Here is a 24,013-nt window from a genome sequence, read left to right as displayed (position 1 = left end):
ATGCAAGAGTAGGTCATCGCCAGGGGCTTTACCCCAGAAGGCCGGTCCATCAGGACCGGCCTTCTTCTTTTGCGCGACATAAAAGCAAACTGGCGCATCGCTTGACCGAACGTCAGCACAGCTATGCGCTGCAGAACTTTTCGAGATTCAACGGCGGCCGATCTCCGCACCACGAGAATCAGAACAGCGATCCCGTCGTTCCCGGTGCCGCAGGTGGTTCCTTGGAGATTCCGCGCGTCCAACCTCCAGCGCCAAAGGGCTTGGCGGTAACCGCCTTGATCCTCTCAGGCTGTTCCCGAGCTTTCCGGTGCGCCTCTTCGGCCATCACCTTGAACTGGCGTTCGCGCTCCAGCCATAGCTCTTCCGCTGAATCCGCGGGCTTGCCGCGCGCCGCCACATCTTCCTCCAGCCCAGCCTCCGGAATCGTGGCGAAGGGAATCCGCATCGGCGCCGCGTCCTGCTCCAGCGCCTCCTGCATCGCGCCGAAGTAGAGCGTGTTGTTGCCGTAGCGCCGGTTGATGGAGTCGAGCGTGGCGCTGATTGCCTTCGCGCGACCGCGCGTGGCCATCAGTTCCTGGGTGATGCTGCCAACCGGTTCGAGCTGGGTCAGCGTGACGGCCACGGATAGCGGCGGATGTCGTTTGACGTTCCAGCGTCTGCGCTCGATGGCGGTTTCGAGGGACGCGAGTTCATCGCCCAGTAAACGCAACAAGGTCGGCGTGTCGTCGAGGGGCGCAAACGTGAGGTCGCGCTCGAAGCGGTTTTCCATCCCGACAAAACGAATGCGGATCGAAAGCCCGCCCGCAAGGTAGCGCTCATGCCGCAACCGCATCGCGGCCTTCGCCAGCAGCTTGAAGAGCACGGCGCGCGCGCCCTCGAACGTGCGCAGTTCAGGACCGAGCACGTGCGAGTGGCCCAGCGACGCGCGGCGCTCGGTGCGGCCTGGAAATTCATGCCCGCGCAACTGCAGCCAATAGCGTTCACCTTCGATGCTGCCCCACGCGGCGCGCAACTGGGATCGCGATGCAGCGCAGAGCTGCTCGGACGTATGGATCCCGGCGCGTAGCAGGCGCTGCTCGACCGATGGCCCGATGCCGCAGAACTCCCTAAGCGCCAGCGAATGCAGCGCACCTGGCAGATCCGCCTCTTCCAGGACGGTCAGTCCATCCGGCTTGCGCATGTCCGAAGCCGTCTTCGCAAGGAACCGGTTCGGCGCAATGCCGATCGAACAGCGGATCGCCGGACTGAAGCCCTCGTCGACCAGGCGCTGCTTGATGCGCTGGGCGATTGCTTCCGCATTGGCGCGCTCGCGCTCGCGGCCGATCAGCCAGCACGGCACCTCGTCGATCGATTCGGCCTTGCCGTGCGGAATGCACTCCTCGATGGCGGCCATCAGGCGATGGTGCATCGCGATGTATCGGGCGGGTCGCGCCTCGCGCAGGACGATATCGGGGCAGAGCTCCAGCGCTTCCCACACTGGCGTGCCCGTCTTCACGCCGAAGGCCTTGGCCTCATAACTGGCGGCGATGGCGCAGGTCGTGGCCGACATGACGGGCACGACAGCAACGGGCCGGCCGAGCAGCGCCGGCTCGTCGTACTGCTCCACCGAGGCGAAGTACGAATTGAAGTCGACGAAGAGGCAGCGCAGGGTCATGGCGTACCGGCAAATGCACCCGGAAAAGCGAGAGCACCGGAGGAAAGTGTCGCGCGCCGGCGTCGCCGGCGCGTATGCGAGCCGATTGTCGACGCTGCCGGTCTCACGTCTTGAGACCGGCACACCACGGAACTACAGGACGATCGGAGGCTCGCCGCCGACGATCACCACGTCGGCCGGCCGGCGCGCGAACAGGCCGACGCTGACGACGCCCGGAATCTGGTTGATCGCCTGCTCCAGTCCGACGGGATCGACGATCGCGAGCCCATGGATGTCGAGAATGACGTTGCCGTTGTCGGTAACCACGCCCGCGCCGTCCGCGCTCTGGCGCCACACCGGCTGGCCGCGCGTCATCGCCTGGATCTCGCGCGCGACGAGGCTGCGTGCCATCGGGATGACCTCGACGGGCAGCGGGAATTTGCCGAGCACGTCCACGCGCTTGCTCGGATCGACGATGCACACGAACTTCTGGCTCGCCTCGGCGATGATCTTCTCGCGCGTGAGCGCCGCGCCGCCGCCCTTGATCAGGCGCTTGTGCGGATCGCATTCGTCCGCGCCATCGACATAGAGCGACAACGGGCCGGTCGCGTTCAGATCCAGCACCTCGATGCCGTGTTGGCGCAGGCGCGCGGTGCTCTGGTCGGAGCTCGACACGGCGCCCTTGATGCGGTCCTTGATGCGCGCGAGCGCGTCGATGAAGAAGGCCACGGTGGAACCGGTGCCAACGCCGACGATCATGCCGTCCTCGACGTACTCGATGGCCTTCTCGCCGGCCAGGCGCTTGCTTTCGCTCATGTGGGCTGCGTGGGTGGTGGAAATTGGAAAGGCGCGACGCGCCGGCATTACTCGAGCGACAGCAGGTACTTCCACTGCGCGGCCGTCACCGGCAGCACCGACAGGCGATTGCCGCGGCGGATCAGTGCGAAGTCCTCGCCGAGCTTGCCGGCGTGCTGCTTGAGTTCGTCCAGCGTGATGGTGCGCTTGAACTTGCGCTCGAACGCGACGTCGACCAGGAACCAGCGCGGTTCCTCACGCGAACTCTTGCCGTCGTAATAGTCGGATTTCGGGTCGAACTGCGTCTCGTCGGGATACGCCTTGCTCGCCACCGTCGCGGTGCCGACGATGCCCGGCACGTCGGTGTTGGAGTGATAGAACAGCACGCCGTCGCCGACCTGCATGCCATCGCGCATGAAGTTGCGCGCCTGGTAGTTGCGCACGCCGTTCCAGGGTTCGGTGCGCACGCGTTCGAGATCGTCGATGGAGAACGTGTCCGGTTCGGACTTCATCAGCCAGTAACGGCGACGGGCGCTCATTCGGAACTCCTGCAGTCGAGCGTGGACGATTGCGTGCACACCGCGTCCAGGGCGACATCCCAATCCGCGCGGTCGAGCGTCTCGACCCGTTGCACGTCGAACGCGGCTCCCACCAGCCACGGCGGCGCAGGGCGCTGGTGGCGGAAGGCGAAGCTGCGATCGTACCAGCCGCCTCCCATGCCGAGCCGATGGCCGCGACCGTCGAAGCCCACCAGCGGCGCGACGACTAGGTCCATCTGTTCCGGTTCGAGCATCGAGGTTTCGGCGATGTCCGGCTCCGGGATGCCGTGGCGATTGCTCACCAGCGCGTCGCCCGGTCGCCACGGCGCGAAGCGCAGGCGGCCATTGTCGTTCAGGACGGGGAGGCAGTAGACACACTCGCGCGGCAGGCGCAGCTGCCACACGTGCAGCGCGATCTCGCCATCCATGGCCCAGTAACCGGCGACGTGACCCGAGGAGGGCGCGAAGGGAAGCGCGAGCAACTGCGCGGCGAGACGTTCGGCGGCGGCGATGCGCTCGCCGGCAGGCAGTTCACGGCGGCGGTTGCGGAGCTCGCGGCGCAGCGCCGTGCGGTCGACCGTCATGCAGCGCGGGATCCTGTAGTGCGGCGCCGGGAAGGCGGCCGGTGGACGGGAATCAACGAAGTTACGAAAGCCGGGCGCGACCGCGCGCGGCCACATAGAAATTCGGGCGCGAATCCGCGCCCGAACCGGGGTGCGGCATTTCTGCCGCGACCGTGAGATGGAAATCCTCCGCCAATGGCGATGCTTGCGAAACGACCTTGAACCCGGGGTTCAAGTGGGGACGCTTGGATGCCTTCGGGCTTCCCGCTACGAGGCGGACCTGCACTCCGGGCGTCCGCCGCGCCCCCGTGGTCGTCATTAAGGGACAAGGCGAATGTTTGCGCACGCTGTCGCGCACAGCAGAGGACGAGGAGAAAGTATAGCGCGGCGACCTACCGCTGCGTGTCCGCTCGTCGGTGCCGCCTCGGGAACGATTCAGTGCACGAATGCATCCGGTTCGATCTGCGCGTTCAGTGTGAACGCAACGTCGCGCTTCACCGTGCCGGTACGTCGAACAGGTCGTCCAGGCGGCGATGCAGGGTGTTGAGTGTGCGCTCGAGTTCGCGGTCGCGCGTGGCCAGTTCGTCGCGCATCTGCTGCAGGTCGTGCGCGAGGTTCAACGCCGCCAGCACGGCGACGCGATCAAGCGCGGCCATGCGGTTGGTGCCGCGGATCTCGCGCATCTTGCCGTCCAGCAGCTTCGCGGCGGCCTGCAGGCTGTCGCGCTCGCCGGGTTCGCAACCGACGGTGTATTCGCGATCGAGCAGTCGGATGCTGACGACTTCGCTGGTCATTGCGATCTCACGTGTGCTGTTCCAGCGATTTCAGCCGCGCGATCATCGCTTCGACCCGCGTGCGCGCCTGTTCGTTCTTGGCGAGCAGCGCGGAGCGTTCGCCCATCAGCTGTTCCTGTTGCTGGCGCAGGCTGCGGTTCTCCTCGGAGAGGCGACGCGCGCGGTCGGCCAACTGCTCGACACGGTCGGCGAGCGACTGCAGTTGCGCGAGGAGTTGGGCCTGTTCCATGCCGGGCACGATAGCAGGGCGGGGTGACGGGTCAAGGGCGCGGCCCCGCGGGGCTGCGCGCCCGTTCACGGCTGTCGTCAGACCGTGTCCACGGTCCCGCTGCCGACCGGCACCGAGTGCGGCGTCCAGGCCCGGATGAAGGACAGGCAGCTGGCCGCTTCCAGCGGACGCGCGAGCCAATACCCCTGGATCTCGTCGCACCCGCGCCCTCGCAGGAACTGCATCTGCGCCTCCGTCTCCACGCCTTCGGCGATCACCGTCAGGCCCAGCGAATGCGCCATCGCGATGACCGTGGTGGTGATGGCCTCGTCGTCGGCGTCGCGGGTGAGGTCGCCGATGAATTCCTTGTCGATCTTCAGCGTGTGGATCGGCAGGCGCTTGAGGTAGGCCAGCGACGAATAGCCGGTGCCGAAGTCGTCGATCGCCAGGCCCACGCCGAGCGAGCGCAGCGCATCCAGCGTCGCCGAGGTCTGCCCGGCGTTGGCCATGATCACGCTCTCGGTCAGCTCCAGCTGCAGCATCTCCGGCGGCACGCCGCTTTCGACCAGCGCACGCGCGACCTGCTTGGGGAGGTTGCCGCGCAGCAGCTGCAGCGAGGAGACGTTCACCGCCATCGTCAGCTGATCCAGGCCCTTCATGCGCCAGCCCTTGAGCACGCTGCACGCTTCGCGCAGCGCCCATTCGCCGATGTCGAGGATGAGGCCGCTTTCCTCGGCCAGGGGGATGAACTGCGCCGGCGAAATGGCGCCCAGTTCCGGGCTCGTCCAGCGCAGCAGCGCTTCCACGCCGGTGATGCGGGAATGGTCGAGCGAAAGCTTGGGCTGGAAGACGAGCCGCAGCTCGTTGCGGTCGAGCACGCCGCGCAACGCAGCGGAAATCGTGGCGCGGCCGCGGATCTCCACGTCCATCGCCTCGGTGTAGCGCATGAAGGTGCGTCGCCCCGCCGCCTTGGCCTGGTACATCGCGGTGTCGGCGTGCTTGAGCAGGTCGGTCGGCACCAGCGCGTGGTCGGGATACAGGCTGATGCCGATGGACGGCGAGATCACCACGTCGTGGCGCTGGTCGATGTCCAGCGGCGCTTCAAACGACGCCAGCACGTCGCGCGCGACCTGCTCGGCGTGTTCGATGCTTTCCAGGTTTTCCAGCAGCACCGTGAACTCGTCGCCGCCGAGGCGCGCGACCGTGTGCGTCGGGCCGACGGCATGCTGCAGGCGATGCGCGGCCGCGCGCAGGATGCGGTCGCCGGCGGCATGGCCGAGCGAATCGTTGATGTCCTTGAAGCGGTCCAGGTCGAGGAACAGCATTGCGATGCGCGTGTTGCCGCGGCGCGCCTTCACGATTGCGCGCGACAGGCGCTCGGACAGCAGCGCGCGATTGGGCAGGCTGGTCAGCGTGTCGTAGTTGGCGAGGTAGCGCAGTTCCTGCTCGGCGCGCTTCTGGTCGGTGATGTCGCCCAGCACCGCGACGTAATGGCCGTGCTGACCGCCGGCGTCGAGCACTTCGCTGCCCTGGAACCAGCACAGGAACTCGTCGCCGTTCTTGCGCTGCTGCCAGATCTCGCCCGACCAGCGACCGTTGCGGCGCAGCTCGGCGCGCACGTGCTGGTAGAACGCCGGGTCGTGCTGGTCGCTGTCGAGCAGGCGCGTCGGGCGGCCGATCACTTCCGCGTCGCTGTAGCCGGTCATGCGGGTGAAGGCGGGGTTGACCGACACGAAGCGGAATTCGCGATCGAACACCGCCACCGCTTCCATCATGCTGTCGAGCACCTGGCCGGCGATGCGACGATCGCGCTCGGCGCTGCGGTTGGCGGTGATGTCGCGCGCCGTGCCGGCCACGCGCAAGGCGCGTCCGGTGCCGTCGCGTTCGACCACGCGCCCACGCGCGCGCATCCAGACCCACTTGCCGTCGGTTTCGCGAACGCGGTGTTCGGACACGTACAGCGGCGTTTCGCCGCGCAGGTGGCGACGCAGCGAGGCGATCGCGCGCGGCAGGTCATCCGGATGGATCTGCAGGTTCGCGTCGACCAGCGTCTGCACGCCCAGGTCCGTCGTGAGGCCCGCCTGCTCGTCGGCACGCGTGCGGCGCAGCACGCGACGCTCCAGGTCGTAGTCCCAGAACTGTTCGCCCGACGCCCACAGCGCGAGCTTCAGGCGCTCGTCGCGTTCGCGGATCTGCGCGAAGTAGCCGCGCTCGCGACGGCGGTCCTGCAGGCGGCGCCAGGTCAGTCCGCCGACGAATGCGAGGAACGCCAGCACGGCGGCGGCGATCACCAGCGGATGGCGCCACACCGGCGGGGCGACGTGCACGGGGATGTCGAGCGTCGCTTCGTTCCACGCGCCATGCCGGTTCGTGGCCTGCACGAGGAAGTTGTAGCTGCCCGACGGCAGGCGCGAATAGGTGACGTCCCGCGCGGTGCCGTTGTCGATCCAGTCGCGATCGAACCCGTCCATTCGGTAGCGGTAGCGCGTGGCGGCGGTGGGCGCGAAATCCAGCGCGCCGATGCGCAGTCGCAGCAGGCCGTCGCCTTCGTCCAGATCGAGTTTCGGCGCTTGCCACAGCGAACTCGGATCGGCCTTCGCCTGGTTGCCGACCCATGCGCCAAGCAGCCGCAGCGGCGCGGTGTAGCCGGACTCGTGCATGCGTCGCGGGTCGAACAGGTTCAGCCCGCGCACGCCGCCGAAGGCGATGCGTCCGTCGTCCAGCTGCGCGACCGAGCCGCCGTGGAACTCCAGGTCCTGCAGGCCGTCGGCGAGGCCGTAGCTGCGCGTGCGCTCGTCGCGGATGTCGTAGCTGATGATCCCCGCCTGCGTGCTCAGCCACAGCCGGCCTGCCGGCGCTTCGGCGATCGCGAACACCACCGGCACCAGGTCGCTGCTCAAGGTGCCGGTGAGCGGATGCGCGAAGTGCACGCTCCCGTCCTTCTCCTCGACGACGCGGCTCAGGCCGGCGTGCGTGCCGACCCACAGCGAACCGTCGCTCGCCACGTGCAGCGCGCGCACGCGATTGCCGGGCAGGCTCTGCGGATCGGTATTGAGATGGCGGAAGTGACGAAGGCGACCGGTCGCCGGATCGAGCACGTCCAGCCCGTCGCCGGTGCCGAACCACACGTGGCCGTGGCGGTCTTCGACGATCGCGTGCACGACCGGATAACTCAGCCCGCTCGGATCGTTCTCGCGATACGCGAAGTGCGTGAGCTTGCCGGTGTCGGGCCGGTAGCGGTACGCCCCGTAACCGTGGCTGCCGATCCAGAGCGAGCCGTCGCGTCCGAGCGCGAGCGTGCGCAGCGGCGTGCGGCCAAGTTCCGGTATCGGCAGCGGGCGCGCGGTCCGACGCTGCGGATCGAGGCGATAGAGGCCGGTGTCGGTGGCGACCCAAAGATCGTCCGGGCCCGCCTTCGCGAAACCGGTGACGTGCGGCGTGCGGCCCTGGTCGTCGAGCAGCGCGCTCAGGTCCTCGAAGCGGTCGTCGTCCAGCGCGTAGCGGAACAGGCGCGCGTTGTCGGTGCCCAGCCACAGCGCGCCGTCCTGGCCCTGCACGATCGAGCGGATGCTGTCGGCCGACGCCGGACTGTCGGGCCGGCGCGGGTGCTCCATGTTGAACACGTAGCGGAAGCGCGTGCCGCGCGGATCGGCGACGGCGACGCCGCGGAACTGCCCGCCGATCCAGAGCATGCCGCCGCGGTCGATCATCAATGCGTTGATCGAATCGTCTGGAAGGCTCGCATCGATGCCAGGTTCTTCGCGGACTTCCTCGACGTGGCCGCTGACCGGATCGAGCCGGCGCAGGCCGTAGCCGTAAACGGAGAACCAGAGCTGCCGGTCCGGCGCCTGCACGATCGCGCGCACCACCGGCGCGTCTTCGCCCGGCATCGGCTGTTCCGGCCACGCGCGCATGAGTTCGCGGCCATTGCTGTGCAGTCGGAACAGGCCGTCGCGTCGTCCGACCCAGAGCTGGCCACCGGCGTCCTGGAACAGCGCGGTGACCGCGTCCTCGGGGCCGATGCGCTCGGGCAGGCTGCCGTCGAGTCGGTAGAGGCCCTGCGGACCGCCCCACCAGGCCACGCCGTCGCGTGCGGCGAGCAGGCTCTGCCGGCTGGCGTTGCCGATGACCTGCGTTTCCAGCGGCACGACCGTCTGGCGCTTGCCGGTCGCCGGATCCAGGCGTTCGAGGCCGGCGACGGTGCCGACCCAAACCTGTCCGCGCTGCGGCAGCACGGCCATCACCTGCCGGTGCGGATGCGCCGCGCCGGAGGCCTTGAAGCGCTTGATCTGCCCGTTGGCGAGGTCCAGCCGGCTGAGGTATTCCGAGTACGTGCCGACCCACAGCGCGCGGTCGCCATCCATCGCGAGCGCCGTGATGTGGCTGTCGGGCAGGCTCGCGGCGTCGCGCGGGTTATGGCGGTAGGGCAGATAGCGCTGGCCGTCGTAGCGGTGCAGCCCGCCCTGGGTGGCGACCCAGACGTAGCCCTGCGTGTCCTGCGCGAAGGCGGTGACGGTGTTCTGGACCAGGCCGCGCTCGCTGCCGGGGCGGTCGAAATAGAAGTCGCGCGTGGCCGCGCCGGCCGTCCCGGCCAGGGCTGCAGCGAGCACGAACACCACGCCGGCGAGCCGGGCGGCTGGCATCAAGGTCTGGCGGAACACGAACACCCCCGGCAACGACTCCAGCGTTGCTGCGTGCAGTGTAGGCAGGCGTTCGCGCCGGCAACAACCATCAGGTTGTTACACTGCCGCCCGTCCCCCTCTTTCCCGCACTTCGCGCCCGCTCGTGTCCGAAATCGAACTGCCTTCCGTCTCCGCGATCGAGGCCGAGAGCCGCCAGCTGGCGCTCGCAGCTTCGCCCTTTGAACTGCACGGCGGCCTGTGCGGCTGGCTGGCCGGCGGCGGCGCCTCGGTGCGCGAATGGCCGGCGAAGGTGCTGGCCGACGACGCGCTCCCCGCGCCCGCTGCGGGCGGCGCGCTGGACGAGCTGCGCCTGGCCAGTGCCGCGCAGCTGGCCGACCGCAGCTTCGACTTCGCCCTGCTGCTCCCGGAACCGGACGCCTCGCTCGCCGATCGCAGCGGCGCGCTGTTCGAATGGTGCCGCGGTTTCCTCGGCGGCTTCGGCCTGTCGACCGGTTCGCGCCCGAAGCTCTCGGACGAAGGTGCCGAAGCGCTGGGCGACCTGGCCAAGCTCGCCGCCGCGCAGCCGCAGAGCGACGGAGACGAGGAAGACGAGGAAGACGAGGAAGCGCTGGTGGAGATCGAGGAATTCGTGCGCGTGGCCGTGTTGCTGCTGCACGGCGACTGCGTGCTGGCGGCGCAGCATCGGCAGAAGTTGAACTGACGTCGTGGCCCGGTTGCGCGTAGCGCAAGCCGAGTCAATGGATTCCCGCCCGCGCGGGGATGACGAGCCTCAAATGCACAAACCCCTCCGCATTCCCGACAAGGCCTACGCGAAGCGGCGCAAGCAGCTCATGCGCATGGCCGGCGACGACGCGATCGCAATCCTGCCGTCGGCGCCCGAGCGCATCCGCAGCCGCGACACGCACTATCCGTATCGCCAGGATTCGGACCTGCTGTACCTCACCGGTTTTCCCGAGCCTGAAGCGGTGCTCGTGCTGGTGCCCGGTCGCAAGCACGGCGAGGTGATCCTGTTCTGCCGCGAGCGCGATCCTGAGCGCGAAGGCTGGGACGGCCCGCGTTTCGGTCCGGAAGGCGCGGTCGAGGCATTCGGCCTCGACGACGCGTACCCGATCGCGGACCTCGACGACATCCTGCCCGGCCTGCTCGAAGGCCGTTCGCGCGTCTATTACCACTTCGGACGCGACCAGGAATTCGACCTCAAGCTCATCGGCTGGCTCAATCGCGTTCGCGCGATGGTGCGACAGGGCGCGCAGCCGCCGCACGAGTTCCTCGAACTCGGCCATCTGCTCGACGAGCTGCGCCTGTTCAAGGATCGCGACGAAATCCGCCTGATGCAGCGCGCCGCCGACATCAGCGTGCTCGCGCACGAAGCCGCGATGCTCGCCGCGCGCCCCGGCATCCACGAATACCAGTTGCAGGCGGAAGTCGAACGCGTGTTCCGTTCGCACGACGCCGATCCCGCCTACAGCAGCATCGTCGGCGCCGGCAGCAACGCGTGCGTGCTGCATTACCGCGCGAACGCGGCGCAGGCGAAGGACGGCGACCTGGTGCTCATCGACGCCGGCGCCGAATACCGCGGCTACGCGGCCGACATCACGCGCACGTTTCCGGTCAATGGCCGCTTCACCAGGGAACAGCGCGCGCTGCACGATCTCGTCGGCGAAGCGCAGGCCGCGGCACTCGCGCAGGCGCGGGCGGGCATTCCGTACGAGACCGGCCACGTCGCCGCGGTGGAAACGCTGACCGAAGGCCTGCTTCGCCTCGGCCTGCTGAAGGGCAAGCTGGAGAAGAACCTGGCCGACGGGAGCTACCGTCGTTTCTATCGCCACAAGACCGGCCACTGGCTCGGCCTCGACGTCCACGACGTCGGCGAATACCGCTTCGACGGCGAATCGCGGCTGCTCGAGCCCGGCATGGTGTTCACCATCGAACCGGGCGTCTACATCTCGCCCGACGACACCACTGTGGATGCGAAGTGGCGCGGCATCGGCATCCGCACCGAAGACGACGTGCTGGTCACGCGCGACGAACCGCAGGTGCTGACGAATGCGCTCGCGCGCAGTGCGGACGAGATCGAGGCACTGATGGCTTCGCGCGGCTGAGGTTGGCTGGCGGCATTCCGCCGCACCGGCGTCCCGCCCTCCCTGTCATCCCGCCGAAAGCCGGGACCCAGGCCCGATGCGCACGAGCACTCCTTCAACGGTGAACGACTTCACCGTCATTCCAGCGAAAGCTGGAATCCATCTTGCCGTTGCTCTTGCTCTTGCCCGTCATTCCCGCGAAGGCGGGCCGCTTCTGGGCCGCCGAATGGCGGCACCATCCATGGACTTTCCACGCTTTCCCGGTAACGTTCGAAGAGCAAAGAAGAATCACTAGCCAAGCTTCCGATCGCCTGCGGCGCTCGGGTCACTTTTCTTTGCTTGCCCAAAGAAAAGTAACCAAAAGAAAGGGCCTTCCATTTGCCCAGATCAGTCCTACGACCGGAAAGCGAGTAGGCGCGTTCGCGATTTGCCATCCATGGCTCAGCGCTCACCGCCGCACATCCTGTGCGGCGGCCACCGGGGCTAGCGACTTGCCAGGCTGTTCAACAGCAACAGCAACAGCAACAGCAACAGCTCGAAGCAACTGCTCAAAGCAAAGCGCTCGAAGTAAAGCCATCGGCCCGACGCCGCCGACGCATCGAAACACCAACCGCACAAACAAGAACGCCGCAACCGAAGAATCGGTCGCGGCGTTCGTGGATGACGATCGAAGCGGATCAGGCCGCTTCGTCGAAGGCCTCGCGCGTCAGGTTGATCGGCGCGTCGTCCGTGCAGACCACGTCGTCTTCGATGCGGATGCCGCCGAAGGGCTTGAACGCGTCCACGCGCGACCAGTCGACGCTGTCGGCGTGGCCGTTCTTCTTCACTTCGTCCAGCAGCATGTCGATGAAATACAGGCCCGGCTCGATCGTCACCGCCATGCCCGGCTCGAGCACGCGCGTGAGGCGCAGGTACGGGTGGCCGTCGGGCTTGGCGATGGTGCCGCCTTCGTCGCTCGCCGCGAAACCGGCGACGTCGTGCACCTGCAGGCCGATGCCGTGGCCGATGCCGTGCGGGAAGAACGCGCTGCTGACGCCGGTGGCGACGGCCGCCTCGGGCGAGACGTTGATGACGCCGAAATCCTTGAGCACGCCGGCGAGCGCGAGGTGCGCATCCAGGTGGATCTGTTTGTAGTCCGTGCCGGCGCGTACCTGGTCGCACATCTTCAGCTGCGCGGCGTCGACGGCGTCGATCATCGCCTGGAACTCGCTGCCGGCGTCGTAGGCGTAGCTGCGCGTGATGTCGCAGGCGTAACCGCCGTGCGCGGCGCCGGCGTCGATCAGGAAGCTGCGCGGCGACTGCGGCGCGATCGTGTCGCGATCGGTGTAGTGCAGGACCGCGCTGTGCTCGTTGATCGCGATGATGTTGCTGTAGGGCAGGTCGTTCGCGTCCTGCGCGGCGGCCTGGCAGTACACCAGGTGGATGCCGAACTCGCTCGCGCCGGCGCGGAAGGCGCGCTCGGCCGCGCGGTGCGCGCGCACGCCGCGACGCGAGGCCTCGCGCATCATCTCCACTTCGTACGGCGTCTTGAATGCGCGGTGGTATTCCAGGTAGTTCACGACCGACGCCGGGTTGTTCGGCGCGAAATTGCCCACCGTGCTGTTCGCCTCGCCCAGGATCGCGCAGCGCGCCGGGTTCGCCGGCAGGTGCTGCAGCGCTTCATCCGGCGTGCGGATGGTGACGACGTCGAAATGCTCGACCCAGTAGCCGCTCGGCGCCGACGGCACGACGTGCCAGTAATCGAACGGCTGCAGGAAGATCAGCTTGGGCTTCTGCCCCGGCGTGGCGACCAGCCAGCTGCCCGGCGCGCGCGTGAGCGGCAGCCATGCCTTGAACTGCGGATTCACCGCGTAGGGGTAGTCGCGGTCGTCGAACACCTGGTAGTGCGATGTGCCGCTGGGAATGACGAGATGGTCGAAGCCGCCGCGGGCGAGCGCCTGCTCGGTGCGGCGGTGCAGTTCGGCGATGTGGTTCGGGTACAGCGCGGCGGCAGTGGTCATTCGGATGCGGTCGAAAGGCGGGAACACCGCCCATTGTGCCGCATGGCGTCGACGCGTCCGTATTCAGCCAAGGCAATCGACAGATCGCGCGAGCCGCGGGGCCGCGCGCTGCAAGCCGCGGCGCCATTTGGCCGTGTCACATCGGCTTGCCGTGCCCCGATTCCAGCCAGTGGCGCAGTTGCTGGAGTTCGCTCTCCAGCATCGTGATGAAGCGAAAGCCCGACCACGTCTGCCCGGGCGTGCTGGTGCTGTCCTGCCAGAGCAGGTGCGCGCCGACCTCGATGGGCGAGGACTGGTGCGGTGCGCCGCGCAGGTTGAAGCGCAGCTGGTAGAGGCCGTCCTCGACCAGTGGCGCGGTGGCGATGAGGAGCATGCCGGTTTCCGACAGGTTGCTCAGCTGGCCGATCACCGTGTCGGTCATGGTGTCGACGACCTGCACCGGTTCCTGGATCGCACGGCGGCGGGCGCGGCGGAACTCTTCCATCATGCGGGCATTCCCTTCAGGCGTGGGCTTCGGAGTGGTTGTTGTGCCCGACCAGCTGGCCGAGCGCGCCCATCACCGCGCCCCATGCGCGGTCGACCAGGCGGCTCTTTTCCTCGGTGACCACGCGTGCGCGACCGGCGGCGACCTGGCGCGCGAGGCTGTCCAGCGACTGCTCGGCGACGCGCTGCCCACGCTGGTTCACGAACAGCGCGTTGTCGGTCACCGGGCTGAACCACGACAGCCGTCGGCGCACGACTTCGCCCGCATCGCCGATGTCGAACTCGAACCACGTGCCGAACGGAAGCGTGCGCAGGTGGCGCCAGCATTCCTGTTCCTTCGGGGTGCGCTCGGCGGCTTTCGGCGCGGGTGCGTCGTCCGTGCCCAGGCGTGTGCGCGCCTTGAGCTTGAGCGCCAGTTCCGTGCGCGAGGCCGCATCGTCGTTGGCCGCCACCGTGCCGGTGACGAGCTGGCGCGAGATCGCGCCCGCGTCCTCGACGTGGTAGCCGACCTGCGTCAGCGCGGCCTCGATGTCCTCGCCGAGCGCACTCGACACCTGCCCGAGTTGTCCCGCCGCGTTGGCGGCGACGATCTCCCGGGTGGCGTCCAGCTGGCGCTGCCATTCTTCCGAATCCTCGCCGCTGCGCAGCAGCGTCAGGGTCAGCACGTCGGTCCATGCCTGGCTCAGCAGCGTCTGCACGAAGCGCGGCAGCTTGTGCTCGCTGATGATCGCTTCGATCGCATCGCTGGCCTGGCGCTTGGCCAGCACCAGCTTCTCCTTGCCGCGCGCGGCCTCGACGTGCCGGCGCTCGGCGACCTCGGCCTTGCGCGCCATCGCACGCAGGTGTTCCTGGAGCTGGCGGTTGGCGTTCTCGAACACGCCGTTGTCGCCGTCGTAGTTCTCCACGACGTGGTCGACCGCGCGGCGCAGCTGGTCGTTGAGCTGCGGGTCGGCCTCGTCCCGGGGCACCCAGTGGGCGCCGGCTTCGGCAACGGCGTTGAGCAGCTGGCGAGCCGGGTGTTCGTTGCGGACGAAGAAGCCGCGGTCCTGCAACGCCAGGCGCACCAGCGGCACCTGCAGGCGGTTGAGCAGCGTGCCGACGGCGGCGTCGGAGCGCAGCTCGCGGCCGATCTCGTTGTAGAACAGGTCGAGCAGTTCGAACGTATCGGCGTCGTCGCGCGACAGGAACGTCGCTTCGCCGCGCTGCTGCCGCGCCTGCGCGAGCAGGGTCTGGCGAACGTCGGTGAGGTTGCGCGGCGGGGCTTGGTGCAGGGGGACGTCCTGGAGCGCCGAGAGCGCGTTGGCCAGTTCCTCGCGCGTGAGCGTCGGGCGCGGCGCACCGGCATCGGAGCCGCCGGCGCCCGGTCGCAGCCGGTTCATCGCATCGCGACGCGCGGCCAGCAGCTGCTGCAGCAGGTTGAAGGTCTCGCTTTCCAGCGCCGGACCGGTGCCGCCGTCGTGGTTCCCGGGCCAGTCCGTCATCGGGCGCTGGCGCTGCGGCGCATCGACCGCTTCGCCCGGCTCGGCGACACGGCGCTGGCCTTCCTGCCGCTGCGGCGAGCGCGGGCGGATCGGCACGAACGACAGGCTCGGCAGCACGTTCTCGCGCGCGAGCAGGGCGTTCATGGTTTCCACCAGCTGCGCGTAGCCGGTCATGACCTGGTGGTCGAAGACCTTGTAGAGGTGCAGCCGGGCCTCGGGGCTGATCTGCAGCGCGTGCGCGGCGTCGGACAGGATCTTGCCCAGCGCGTACGGCCCGACCGGCAGGCGTTCGGCATCGAAGGCCGGCTGGCCCGCCAGCACGCCGAAGCGCTGGCCGAGCAGCAGCAGCGGAAGGCCGGCGCGCGATTCCTGCCGCGCGGCGATCGTGCGCAGCAGCAGCGATTCGTCGACTTCGCCGTGCTCGACCAGCTTGAGGTCGCGGAACGCCGGCGCGCTGCCGTTGCTTTCCAGTGGCGCGCCGACAGGATCGCGGATCGTCGTCAGCTCGCTTTCGACCAGCGCGAGGTAGCGCGGCACCAGGTCGGCGCGGTTGAGGCGCGTGGTGCGCAGGGTTTCCAGATGGCTGGCCTGCTGCGCGGGATTGCGCGCGAGGTCGGCGTGCTTGAACAGCTGCTGCTCGAATTCGCCGAGCATCGCTTCGAGCTGGCGCGACATTTCGTCGGAGACCAGCGCATAGAGATGTTCGAGAACGCGGCGCACGCGCGGCGGCAACGCCGCCGAAGCCAGGGTAGGACGAGGGATCGAACTGCCTAGGGGTTCGAACGTGGCGGACATGGGATCACCGTCTCAGATCGGACGATCATGCATCGACCCATCCGTGCCCCGCCAGCCTTGTCGCTCCAGCGTGGTCCCTCAGGGGGCGCACTCGATGAAACGTCGGACGACCTAAACAGCGGCCAGAGCCGCTTGCGACCGTGGCTTGTCCCGGGACATGCGCATAGTGGTCGACCCGGCTCAGTCGACGGTGTAGCCGGCCACCTCATGCGGCAGCGCGGCAGGTTTTGCGCCGTCGGCCGCGTCCTCGTCGAGGAACAGTTCGATCACGTCGTTGGTGAAGCGGCGGCCGAGTTCCGTCGGCCGGACGCGGTCGCCATCGACCGACAGCCAGCCCTGCGCTTGCGCCTGTTCTAGGGCCGGGGCGATCGCCGTGCGCGGCAGGCCGGTGCGTGCTTCGAACGCGCCGAGCGCGAACCCGTCGACCAGCCGCAGCGCATTGAGCATGTATTCGAACGGACGACGCGCCGGCGCGATGCGGTCGTCGCCGCCGATCGCCTCGGCATGACCGGCCGCGGCGAGGTAGCGCGTCGGATGCTTGGTCTTCCAGCGGCGCAGGATGTCTTGCTCGGCGCCGAGGGTGATCTTGCCGTGCGCACCCGCGCCGATGCCGAGGTAGTCGCCGTACTGCCAGTAGTTGACGTTGTGCAGGCACTGCCGGCCCGGCCGCGCATAGGCGCTGACTTCGTATTGCGCGTAGCCCGCCTGCGCAAGCATCGCCTGGCAGTGCTCCTGCATGTCCCAGCTGGCGTCGTCGTCGGGGATGTCGCGCGGCGGACGCGCCGCGAACACCGTGTTCGGTTCGAGCGTCAGCTGGTAATGGCTGACGTGCGTCGGATCCAGCACGAAGGCGCGTTCGAGGTCGCGCTCGGCCATCGCCAGCGTCTGGCCGGGCAGGGCGTACATCAGGTCGAGGTTGAAGTTGTCGAAGCCCGCGTCCTGCGCGAGCTTCACCGCCGCCTCGGCTTCGCCGCTGTCGTGGATGCGGCCCAGGCGCTTGAGCGTTTCATCGTCGAAGGTCTGGACGCCGAAACTCAACCGGTTCACGCCGGCAGCGCGGTAGAGCTCGAAGCGGCCGTGCTCGGCGGTGCCCGGGTTGGTTTCCAGCGTGATCTCGCAGCCCGGCGCGAAGCGGAGACGGCTGCTCGCCGCCTGCAGGAAGCGGTCGATGAATTCCGGGGGGAACAGGCTCGGCGTACCTCCACCGAAGAACACCGAGTGGATCGTGCGGCCCCACACCAGCGGCAGGTCGTAGTCCAGGTCGGCCAGCAGCGCGTCCACGTACGCGTCGAACGGAAGCGGCCCGCGCCCCTCGTGCGAATTGAAATCGCAGTACGGGCACTTGCGTACGCACCAGGGCAGGTGGACGTAGAGCGAGAGGGGCGGGGTGGTGAGCATTGGGGAATTCTGAGCCTTCGGAATTAAAGAACCGTCATCCCGGCGAAAGCCGGGACCCAGGCTGGGGCGCCATCAGGAAGCGAGCCGATCACCGCTGCGATGATCGGCCACACGCCAGCTCCGCCTGCCCTCACCCTAACCCTCTCCCTCACGCGGGAGAGGGGCTAAAGAAGCGCCAACTGCCGCTTCAACGCCGCCAGCGCGAGCCCGCGATGGCTGATGCGGTTCTTGAAATCCTTGTCGAGTTCGGCCGCCGACTTGCCCTGCTCGACGTCGAGGAACACCGGGTCGTAGCCGAAGCCGCCATCGCCGCGGCGTTCGTGCAGCACGCGTCCGCGCCAGAGGCCTTCGGCGATGACCGGCTGCGGATCGTCCGCGTGACGCAGCAGCACGATCACCGCATAGAAGTGCGCCGTGCGCTGCGCATCGGGCACATCGCGCAGTTCATGCAGCAGCTTGTCGATGTTGGCGTCCGCATTGCCGTGCTCGCCGGCATAACGCGCCGAATACAGCCCGGGCGCGCCGCCGAGCGCATCCACGCATAGCCCGCTGTCGTCGCCGAGCGCGGGCAGGCCGGTTTCGCGCGACGCCTTGCGCGCCTTCAGCAGCGCGTTCTCGACGAAGGTCAGGCCGGTTTCGTCGGCATCGGCGACGCCGAGCTCGCCCTGCGTGACGATCTCGATGCCGGTGTCGCCCAGCAGTTCGCGGATCTCGCGCAGCTTGCCCTGGTTGCTGCTGGCGATGACCCAGCGTTCGCGCGCGCTCATGCGGCCGGCTCCAGCAGGTCCCAGCGGTTACCGTACAGATCCTCGAACACCGCGACGGTGCCGTAGTGCTCGCGGCGCGGTTCCTCGTGGAAGCGCACGCCATGCGCGAGCATCGACGCGTGGTCGCGCGCGAAATCGTCGGTGTGCAGGAAGAAGCCGACGCGGCCGCCGGTTTGCCGGCCGATCGCCGCGCGCTGCTCGTCGTCGACCGCGCGCGCCAGCAGGATCGCCGTCTGCGCGCCGCGCGGGGCGACGAGCACCCAGCGCTTGCCATCGCCCATGTCGGTGTCTTCGCGCAGTTCGAAGCCGAGCTTGCGCACGTAGAAGTCGATGGCCTCGTCGTAATCGGCGACCACCAGCGCGAAACAGGCGATGTGCTTTTGCATGTCCGAAGTCAGAGCCCGAGCGCTTCGCGCTGCTTGGCGATGAGCTCGGCGATGCCGGCCTCGGCTAGCGAGGTCAGCGCATCGAGTTCCTCGCGACGGAACGCGTGGCCTTCGGCCGTGCCCTGCAGCTCGATGAAACCGCCGCCGTCGTTCATCACGACGTTCATGTCGGTGTCGCAGGCGCTGTCTTCGGCGTAATCCAGATCCAGCACCGGCACGCCGCGGTAGATGCCGACCGACACCGCCGCGACTGCGCCGAAGATCGGGTCGCGCGCGATCTCGCGGCGCTTGAGCAGCCACTGCACCGCGTCGACCAGCGCGACGTAGGCGCCGGTGATCGCCGCCGTGCGCGTGCCGCCGTCGGCCTGCAGGACGTCGCAATCGAGCGTGATGGTGCGCTCGCCCAGCACCTTGCGATCGACGCAGGCGCGCAGCGAGCGGCCGATGAGGCGCTGGATCTCCAGCGTGCGTCCGCCCTGCTTGCCGCGCGCGGCTTCGCGGTCGGAGCGCGAATGCGTGGCGCGCGGGAGCATGCCGTACTCGGCGGTGACCCAGCCTTCGCCCTTGCCGCGGAGGAACGGCGGCGCCTTGTTCTCGACGCTTGCGGTGCACAGCACGCGGGTTTCGCCGAAGCTCACCAGCACCGAACCTTCGGCGTGGCGGGTGTAGCCGCGTTCGATGCGGACTTCGCGCATCTGTGAGGGCGCGCGGCCGCTGGGGCGCGCGACGGAGGCCGGGAGGCCGGCGGAGGGGGCGACGGGCGTGCCGGACATGGCCTGAATACCTTGGTTTGTACCGTTCGGAGGCGCGCGAGTTTACCATTCGCTCCCGGTCGGCCCTGCCCGACGACGCTGGATTTGTCGATGATCCGCAGCATGACCGCCTTTGCGAGCGGCGAACGCGCCACCCCGTGGGGCACGCTGGGTTGCGAGCTGCGCTCGGTCAACCACCGCTTCCTCGAACTCGGCGTACGCCTGCCCGACGAACTGCGCGCGCTGGAACCGGCGCTGCGCGAACGCGTCGCCGGCCGCGTCGCGCGCGGCAAGATCGACCTCACGCTGCGCCTGCGCTCGCCGGAAGGCGAGGGCGCGCTCCAGCTCAACGCCGCGCGCCTGCGCGAGCTGAGCGAGCTGGCGCTGGACCTGGATTCGCGTTTCCCGCGCCTGCGCACCGAGCTGACCGAACTGCTGCAGTTCCCCGGCGTGCTGCAGTCGCAGGCGACCGATCCGGCCGAACTGCAGGCGCAGGCGCTGTCGCTGCTCGACGAGGTGCTCGACGAATTCGTGCGCGCTCGCGAGCGCGAGGGCGGCAAGCTCGCCGCGGTGATCACCGAACGCGTCGACGGCATCGCCGCGCTTGCGTCCGAAGTGCGCGCGATGATGCCGCAGATCCGCGCCGGCCAGCGCACCAAGCTGGAAGCGCGCCTGGCCGATCTCGCGCAGCCGCTGGACAACGGCCGGCTGGAGCAGGAGCTGGTGATGTGGCTGCAGAAGCTTGACGTGGACGAGGAACTCGATCGCCTCGACTCGCACGTCGCCGAAGCGCGCCGCGTGCTGAAGCTGAAGGAAGCCGTCGGCCGTCGCCTGGATTTCCTGCTCCAGGAATTCAACCGCGAAGCGAACACGCTCGGTTCCAAGTCGGTCGACGCACGCAGTTCGGCGGCCGCCGTCGAACTGAAGGTGCTCATCGACCAGGTTCGCGAGCAGATACAGAACATCGAGTGAGGCGGGATTCGGGATTGGGATTCGGGATTCGCAAAAGCGACACCGAACTTCATCCCGGCGACGGCTCCACCGATATCCACCTTCGCTTTTGCGAATCCCGAATCCCGACTCACGAATCTCGGCCTTATGCGCGGAACCCTCTTCATCGTCGCGGCCCCTTCCGGCGCCGGAAAATCCAGCATCGTCAACGCCGTGCTGGTGCGCGATCCGAACATCTGCCTGTCGATCTCGTTCACCTCGCGCAAGCCGCGGCCGGGCGAGCGGCACGCCGAGCACTACCACTTCGTGAGCAGGGAAGAGTTCGAGGGCATGGTCGCCGCGGGCGATTTCTTCGAGCACGCGCTCGTGCACGGCGACTGGAAGGGCTCGGCGCGGCAGTCGGTGGAACCGCAGCTGGCGTCGGGCAAGGACGTGCTGCTGGAGATCGACTGGCAGGGTGCGCGCCAGGTGCGGGAGAAGGTTCCCGACGCGGTCAGCGTGTTCATCCTGCCGCCGTCGCGCCAGGCGCTGGAGCAGCGCATGCGCAACCGCGGCCAGGACAGCGAGGAGGTCATCGCCCAGCGCCTGGCCGCCGCGCGCGAGGAGATGTCCCACTACGGCGAGTTCGACTTCGTGATCGTCAACGAGGACTTCGAGACGGCCGTGACCGAGATGTGCTCGATCTTCATCGCCAGCCGCGTCCGCAAGGACCAGCAGGTGGCCCGCCATTCGCGGCTGATCACGGCCCTGCTGGCGGACGATCCGGGGCCCTGACCGACTTCCGCCGCCTGTCAGGCCACCAAAAGCGGCGTCCGATACCCGTAACCTACTGATTCATAAAGCGCGGCTTGCCTGTGGACAACTGCCCGGGTAGACTTCGCGGTCCCATTTAGTCGCACGACGGCCCGCCGGCCGCCAGGAGCCCCATGGCCCGCATTACCGTTGAAGATTGCCTGGAAGTGGTCAACAACCGCTTCGAACTCGTCATGATGGCCGCCAAGCGCGCGCGCCAGCTGGCCAATGGCGTGGATCCGCAGCTGGACAACAGCGAAGCCAACGACAAGCCGACCGTGCTGGCGCTGCGTGAGATCGCCGCGCGCCGCATCGACACCGATTACATCGACGCCGTCGAGAAGGCCGAGCGCGAGCGCAAGGAGCGCGAGGCGCTGGAGTGGGCCGCCGCCGAAGTGGTCGCCGACGACGACCTGTCCAAGGGCGACGACTGATCCAACCCGTCGCGGCCGGTTCCGCCGGCCTGCTGCACGAACGGCCCCGCCTGCGCGGGGCCGTTTTCGTTTGGGCCGTGGACAGAGCCGCCGAGGTGAAGACGGCGACGGGCGTTCCACTTTCCGCAGGCTGCGGCACGGCGCGAGCCGTCGAACGGGGGATCTTCGCGCGCAGGTCCGTTCCTGACCGTGGGATAGCCATAAACCACGCCTATTCAGCGCATCGATCCGCTCGCATTGCGCACATGGACCACCGCGCTTAGATTCCTTACATGACCCCCGCACAACCCGCACCGACCGCTCCGCTTCCGGTGCCGCCGCTCCACGACGACGCACAGGTCCCCGACTACGTGCGCGAGCTGGAACAGGCGGCCGACTACCTGCCCGACGACCAGCGCGCACAGCTGCGCCGGGCGTGGGCGGTAGGAGCGGCCGCGCACGTCGGGCAGACGCGCAAGTCGGGCGAGCCGTACATCACCCATCCGGTCGCCGTCGCCAAGGTGCTGGCCGACCAGGGCCTGGACGTCGAGACGCTGATCGCGGCGATCCTGCACGACACCATCGAGGACACGCCGCTCACCTACGACGGCCTGGTGAGCGAGTTCGGCGAAACCGTGGCCGAACTGGTCGATGGCGTCACCAAGCTGGACAAGATCCAGTTCCGCGATCGCCAGGAAGCCGCGGCGGAAAGCTTCCGCAAGATGCTGCTGGCGATGTCGCGCGACCTGCGCGTGATCCTGATCAAGCTCGCCGACCGCCTGCACAACATGCGCACGCTCGGCGCGCAGAGCATGGAGGCGCGCCACCGCATCGCGCGCGAGACGCTGGAGATCTACGCCCCCATCGCGCAGCGACTGGGCATGAACCTGATCAAGGCCGAGCTGCAGGACCTCGGCTTCCGCGCGCTGCATCCGTGGCGCCATGCGGTGATCGAAAAGCGCCTTCGCACGCAGCCAGTGGTGCGGCGCGAATCGCTCGTGCAGATCGAGGCGCAGCTCGCGCAGCGTCTGGCGAAGGAGAAACTCGCGCACCGGCTCGTCAGCCGCGTGAAGTCGCCCTGGAGCATCTACACGAAGATGCGCGCGGAGCACAAAACCTTCGCGCAGGTGATGGACGTGTTCGGTTTCCGCATCGTCGTACGCACGGTGCCGGACTGCTACCACGCCCTCGGCGTCGTGCACGCCGCATACAAACCGCTGGATTCGCGCTTCCGCGACTTCATCGCCATTCCGAAGGCCAACGGTTACCAGTCGCTGCACACGGTGCTGTTCGGCCCGTACGGTTCGCCGATCGAAGTGCAGATCCGCACCGAGGAAATGGACCTCATCGCCGAACGCGGCATCGCGGCGCACTGGTCGTACAAGCACGGCGGTGACGGCCCGAACAGCGCGCAGACCCGCGCGCACAGCTGGATCGCCAATCTCGTCGAATCGCAGCGCGCCACCGGCTCGTCGCTGGAATTCCTCGAGAACGTGAAGGTCGACCTCTTCCCCGACGAGGTGTACCTGTTCACGCCGAAGGGCGACATCATGTCGCTGCCGCGCAATTCCACCGCGCTGGATTTCGCCTACGCCGTGCACACCGACGTCGGCAACCGCGCGGTCGCCGCGCGCGTGGACGGGCGACTGGTACCGCTGCGCACCAAGCTCGCCAGCGGCCAGCGCGTGGAGATCATCACCGCGAAATCGTCGACGCCGAAGCCGCAGTGGCTGGAGTTCGTCGTCTCCGGCAAGGCGCGCACGTCGATCCGCCAGCAGCTCAAGCAGCTCGAACACGAGGACGCGGTGCAGCTGGGCCATCGCATGCTCGATCGCGCGCTGGAAGCGCTCGGCATCTCGCTCGACCGCGTGCCCGCCGTGCGCATGGATGCGTATCTCAACGAATTCCGCTACCCGCGGCTTGAGGCGCTGCTGGCCGACATCGCGCTGGGCAACCGCATGCCGCAGCAGGTCGCGATGGCGCTCGCGCGGGAAGCGCCGGGCAAGCCATTGCGCACGCCGGGGGGCAACATGCTGCCAATGTCGCAGGACAAGATCCTGATCACCGGCGCCGAACGCGGCGTGATCAGTTTCGCCAACTGCTGCCTGCCGATCCCCGGCGACGAGATCATGGGCTACCACACGGCCGGCAAGGGCATCGTGGTGCATCGCCTGGACTGTCCCAACGTCGCCGACTACCGCAAGTCGCCCGACCGCTGGGTGCCGATCGGCTGGGACCGCCAGGTCGCCGGCGATTTCTCCGCCGCGCTGCGCATCGAAGTGGACAACCGCCCGGGCTCGCTCGCGCAGGTGGCGGCCGCCATCGCCGAAGCCGAGTCGAACATCGACCGCGTCGAATACCTCGAACGCGACGCGAACATCGCGGTGATGCGTTTCGCCATCGAAGTCAGCGATCGTCGCCACCTGGCCGACGTGATGCGACGCGTGCGACGGCTCGCGGTGGTGCTCGGCGTGCAGCGGATGTGAGTGTGGCTGCGCGGGACAGGCGCGCGTCGTCGCATCTGCGCTAACCTCGCGCT

Annotated in this window: 20 protein-coding genes, 1 other RNA gene and 1 pseudogene; 6 read left to right on the top strand and 16 right to left on the bottom strand. The window is 68.2% G+C overall.

Going from position 1 to position 24,013, the window contains the following annotated elements:
* Nucleotides 1–178: 178 nt before the first annotated feature.
* The 8 genes from DX912_RS16070 to DX912_RS16035 form a co-directional block, all read right to left on the bottom strand.
* On the bottom strand, nt 179–1,654 hold the full coding sequence (locus DX912_RS16070) for a DNA polymerase Y family protein (RefSeq protein WP_115844120.1): 1,476 nt from the start codon (nt 1,652–1,654) through the stop codon (nt 179–181).
* A gap of 132 nt (nt 1,655–1,786) precedes the next feature.
* Nucleotides 1,787–2,449: a ribose-5-phosphate isomerase RpiA gene (gene rpiA / locus DX912_RS16065; RefSeq protein WP_115844118.1), complete on the bottom strand. Its 663-nt coding sequence runs from the start codon at nt 2,447–2,449 to the stop codon at nt 1,787–1,789.
* 47 nt (nt 2,450–2,496) lie between these two features.
* Entirely contained in the window at nt 2,497–2,967 is a 471-nt protein-coding gene (locus DX912_RS16060; RefSeq protein WP_115844116.1) for an EVE domain-containing protein, read from the bottom strand.
* Entirely contained in the window at nt 2,964–3,551 is a 588-nt protein-coding gene (locus DX912_RS16055) for a 5-formyltetrahydrofolate cyclo-ligase (protein WP_115844114.1), read from the bottom strand. Before DX912_RS16055 ends, DX912_RS16060 begins: the two co-directional genes overlap by 4 nt.
* 161 nt (nt 3,552–3,712) lie before the next feature.
* Nucleotides 3,713–3,899, bottom strand: a non-coding RNA gene (gene ssrS, locus DX912_RS16050) — 6S RNA.
* A 125-nt stretch (nt 3,900–4,024) separates the two neighbouring features.
* Nucleotides 4,025–4,324, bottom strand: coding sequence for a cell division protein ZapA (locus tag DX912_RS16045; RefSeq protein ID WP_115844112.1), 300 nt, complete (start codon nt 4,322–4,324; stop codon nt 4,025–4,027).
* A gap of 7 nt (nt 4,325–4,331) precedes the next feature.
* Entirely contained in the window at nt 4,332–4,553 is a 222-nt protein-coding gene (locus DX912_RS16040) for a TIGR02449 family protein (protein WP_115844110.1), read from the bottom strand.
* A 77-nt stretch (nt 4,554–4,630) separates the two neighbouring features.
* Nucleotides 4,631–9,193 (bottom strand): EAL domain-containing protein, encoded by a 4,563-nt coding sequence (locus tag DX912_RS16035; protein ID WP_147298663.1) that lies wholly within the window; start codon nt 9,191–9,193, stop codon nt 4,631–4,633.
* 133 nt (nt 9,194–9,326) lie between these two features.
* Here DX912_RS16035 and DX912_RS16030 point away from each other — a divergent pair, with 133 nt between their 5' ends.
* Together DX912_RS16030 and DX912_RS16025 are read left to right on the top strand one after the other, a co-directional pair.
* Nucleotides 9,327–9,875, top strand: a complete 549-nt coding sequence (locus DX912_RS16030; RefSeq protein ID WP_115844143.1) for a UPF0149 family protein — start codon at nt 9,327–9,329, stop codon at nt 9,873–9,875.
* 73 nt (nt 9,876–9,948) lie between these two features.
* Nucleotides 9,949–11,277 carry an aminopeptidase P N-terminal domain-containing protein gene (locus DX912_RS16025; protein WP_115844105.1) on the top strand — a complete coding sequence of 443 codons (1,329 nt, stop codon included), beginning with the start codon at nt 9,949–9,951 and terminating at the stop codon, nt 11,275–11,277.
* 116 nt (nt 11,278–11,393) lie between these two features.
* On the opposite strand, the gene DX912_RS18225 is transcribed toward DX912_RS16025, so the two are convergent.
* The 8 genes and pseudogenes from DX912_RS18225 to rph all read right to left on the bottom strand — a co-directional run bounded on the left by DX912_RS18225 (nt 11,394) and on the right by rph (nt 19,339).
* The gene (locus DX912_RS18225; protein WP_147298662.1) at nt 11,394–11,690 is read right to left on the bottom strand and encodes a hypothetical protein; all 297 of its coding nucleotides are present in this window, start codon (nt 11,688–11,690) and stop codon (nt 11,394–11,396) included.
* A 243-nt stretch (nt 11,691–11,933) separates the two neighbouring features.
* The gene (gene pepQ / locus DX912_RS16020; RefSeq protein WP_425477958.1) at nt 11,934–13,256 is read right to left on the bottom strand and encodes a Xaa-Pro dipeptidase; all 1,323 of its coding nucleotides are present in this window, start codon (nt 13,254–13,256) and stop codon (nt 11,934–11,936) included.
* A gap of 136 nt (nt 13,257–13,392) precedes the next feature.
* Complete coding sequence (locus DX912_RS16015; RefSeq protein ID WP_115844103.1) at nt 13,393–13,743, bottom strand: PilZ domain-containing protein; 351 nt, start codon at nt 13,741–13,743, stop codon at nt 13,393–13,395.
* Between the two features lie 13 nt (nt 13,744–13,756).
* Entirely contained in the window at nt 13,757–16,015 is a 2,259-nt protein-coding gene (locus DX912_RS16010) for a DUF1631 domain-containing protein (RefSeq protein ID WP_115844101.1), read from the bottom strand.
* A 246-nt stretch (nt 16,016–16,261) separates the two neighbouring features.
* A pseudogene (gene hemW, locus DX912_RS16005) lies at nt 16,262–17,413 on the bottom strand (radical SAM family heme chaperone HemW); the annotation flags it as partial.
* 164 nt (nt 17,414–17,577) lie between these two features.
* The gene (gene rdgB, locus DX912_RS16000) at nt 17,578–18,180 is read right to left on the bottom strand and encodes an RdgB/HAM1 family non-canonical purine NTP pyrophosphatase (RefSeq protein WP_115844097.1); all 603 of its coding nucleotides are present in this window, start codon (nt 18,178–18,180) and stop codon (nt 17,578–17,580) included.
* On the bottom strand, nt 18,177–18,566 hold the full coding sequence (locus tag DX912_RS15995) for a VOC family protein (RefSeq protein ID WP_115844095.1): 390 nt from the start codon (nt 18,564–18,566) through the stop codon (nt 18,177–18,179). Before DX912_RS15995 ends, rdgB begins: the two co-directional genes overlap by 4 nt.
* Before the next feature lie 8 nt (nt 18,567–18,574).
* Nucleotides 18,575–19,339, bottom strand: coding sequence for a ribonuclease PH (gene rph / locus DX912_RS15990; RefSeq protein WP_115844093.1), 765 nt, complete (start codon nt 19,337–19,339; stop codon nt 18,575–18,577).
* 90 nt (nt 19,340–19,429) lie between these two features.
* Between rph and DX912_RS15985 the strand changes: the two genes are divergently transcribed.
* The 4 genes from DX912_RS15985 (at nt 19,430) to DX912_RS15970 (ending at nt 23,960) form a co-directional block, all read left to right on the top strand.
* Nucleotides 19,430–20,290 carry a YicC/YloC family endoribonuclease gene (locus DX912_RS15985; RefSeq protein ID WP_115844139.1) on the top strand — a complete coding sequence of 287 codons (861 nt, stop codon included), beginning with the start codon at nt 19,430–19,432 and terminating at the stop codon, nt 20,288–20,290.
* A 126-nt stretch (nt 20,291–20,416) separates the two neighbouring features.
* Nucleotides 20,417–21,043: a guanylate kinase gene (gene gmk, locus DX912_RS15980; protein ID WP_115844091.1), complete on the top strand. Its 627-nt coding sequence runs from the start codon at nt 20,417–20,419 to the stop codon at nt 21,041–21,043.
* A 152-nt stretch (nt 21,044–21,195) separates the two neighbouring features.
* Nucleotides 21,196–21,495: a DNA-directed RNA polymerase subunit omega gene (gene rpoZ, locus DX912_RS15975; RefSeq protein WP_115844089.1), complete on the top strand. Its 300-nt coding sequence runs from the start codon at nt 21,196–21,198 to the stop codon at nt 21,493–21,495.
* Between the two features lie 272 nt (nt 21,496–21,767).
* Nucleotides 21,768–23,960 carry a RelA/SpoT family protein gene (locus DX912_RS15970; RefSeq protein ID WP_115844087.1) on the top strand — a complete coding sequence of 731 codons (2,193 nt, stop codon included), beginning with the start codon at nt 21,768–21,770 and terminating at the stop codon, nt 23,958–23,960.
* The last annotated feature ends 53 nt before the right edge of the window (nt 23,961–24,013 follow it).

Source organism: Lysobacter soli (assembly GCF_003382285.1).
GTDB lineage: Bacteria > Pseudomonadota > Gammaproteobacteria > Xanthomonadales > Xanthomonadaceae > Lysobacter_J > Lysobacter_J soli.
Note: the sequence above shows the minus strand (reverse complement) of the source record. Positions and strands in the feature narration are given on the sequence as shown.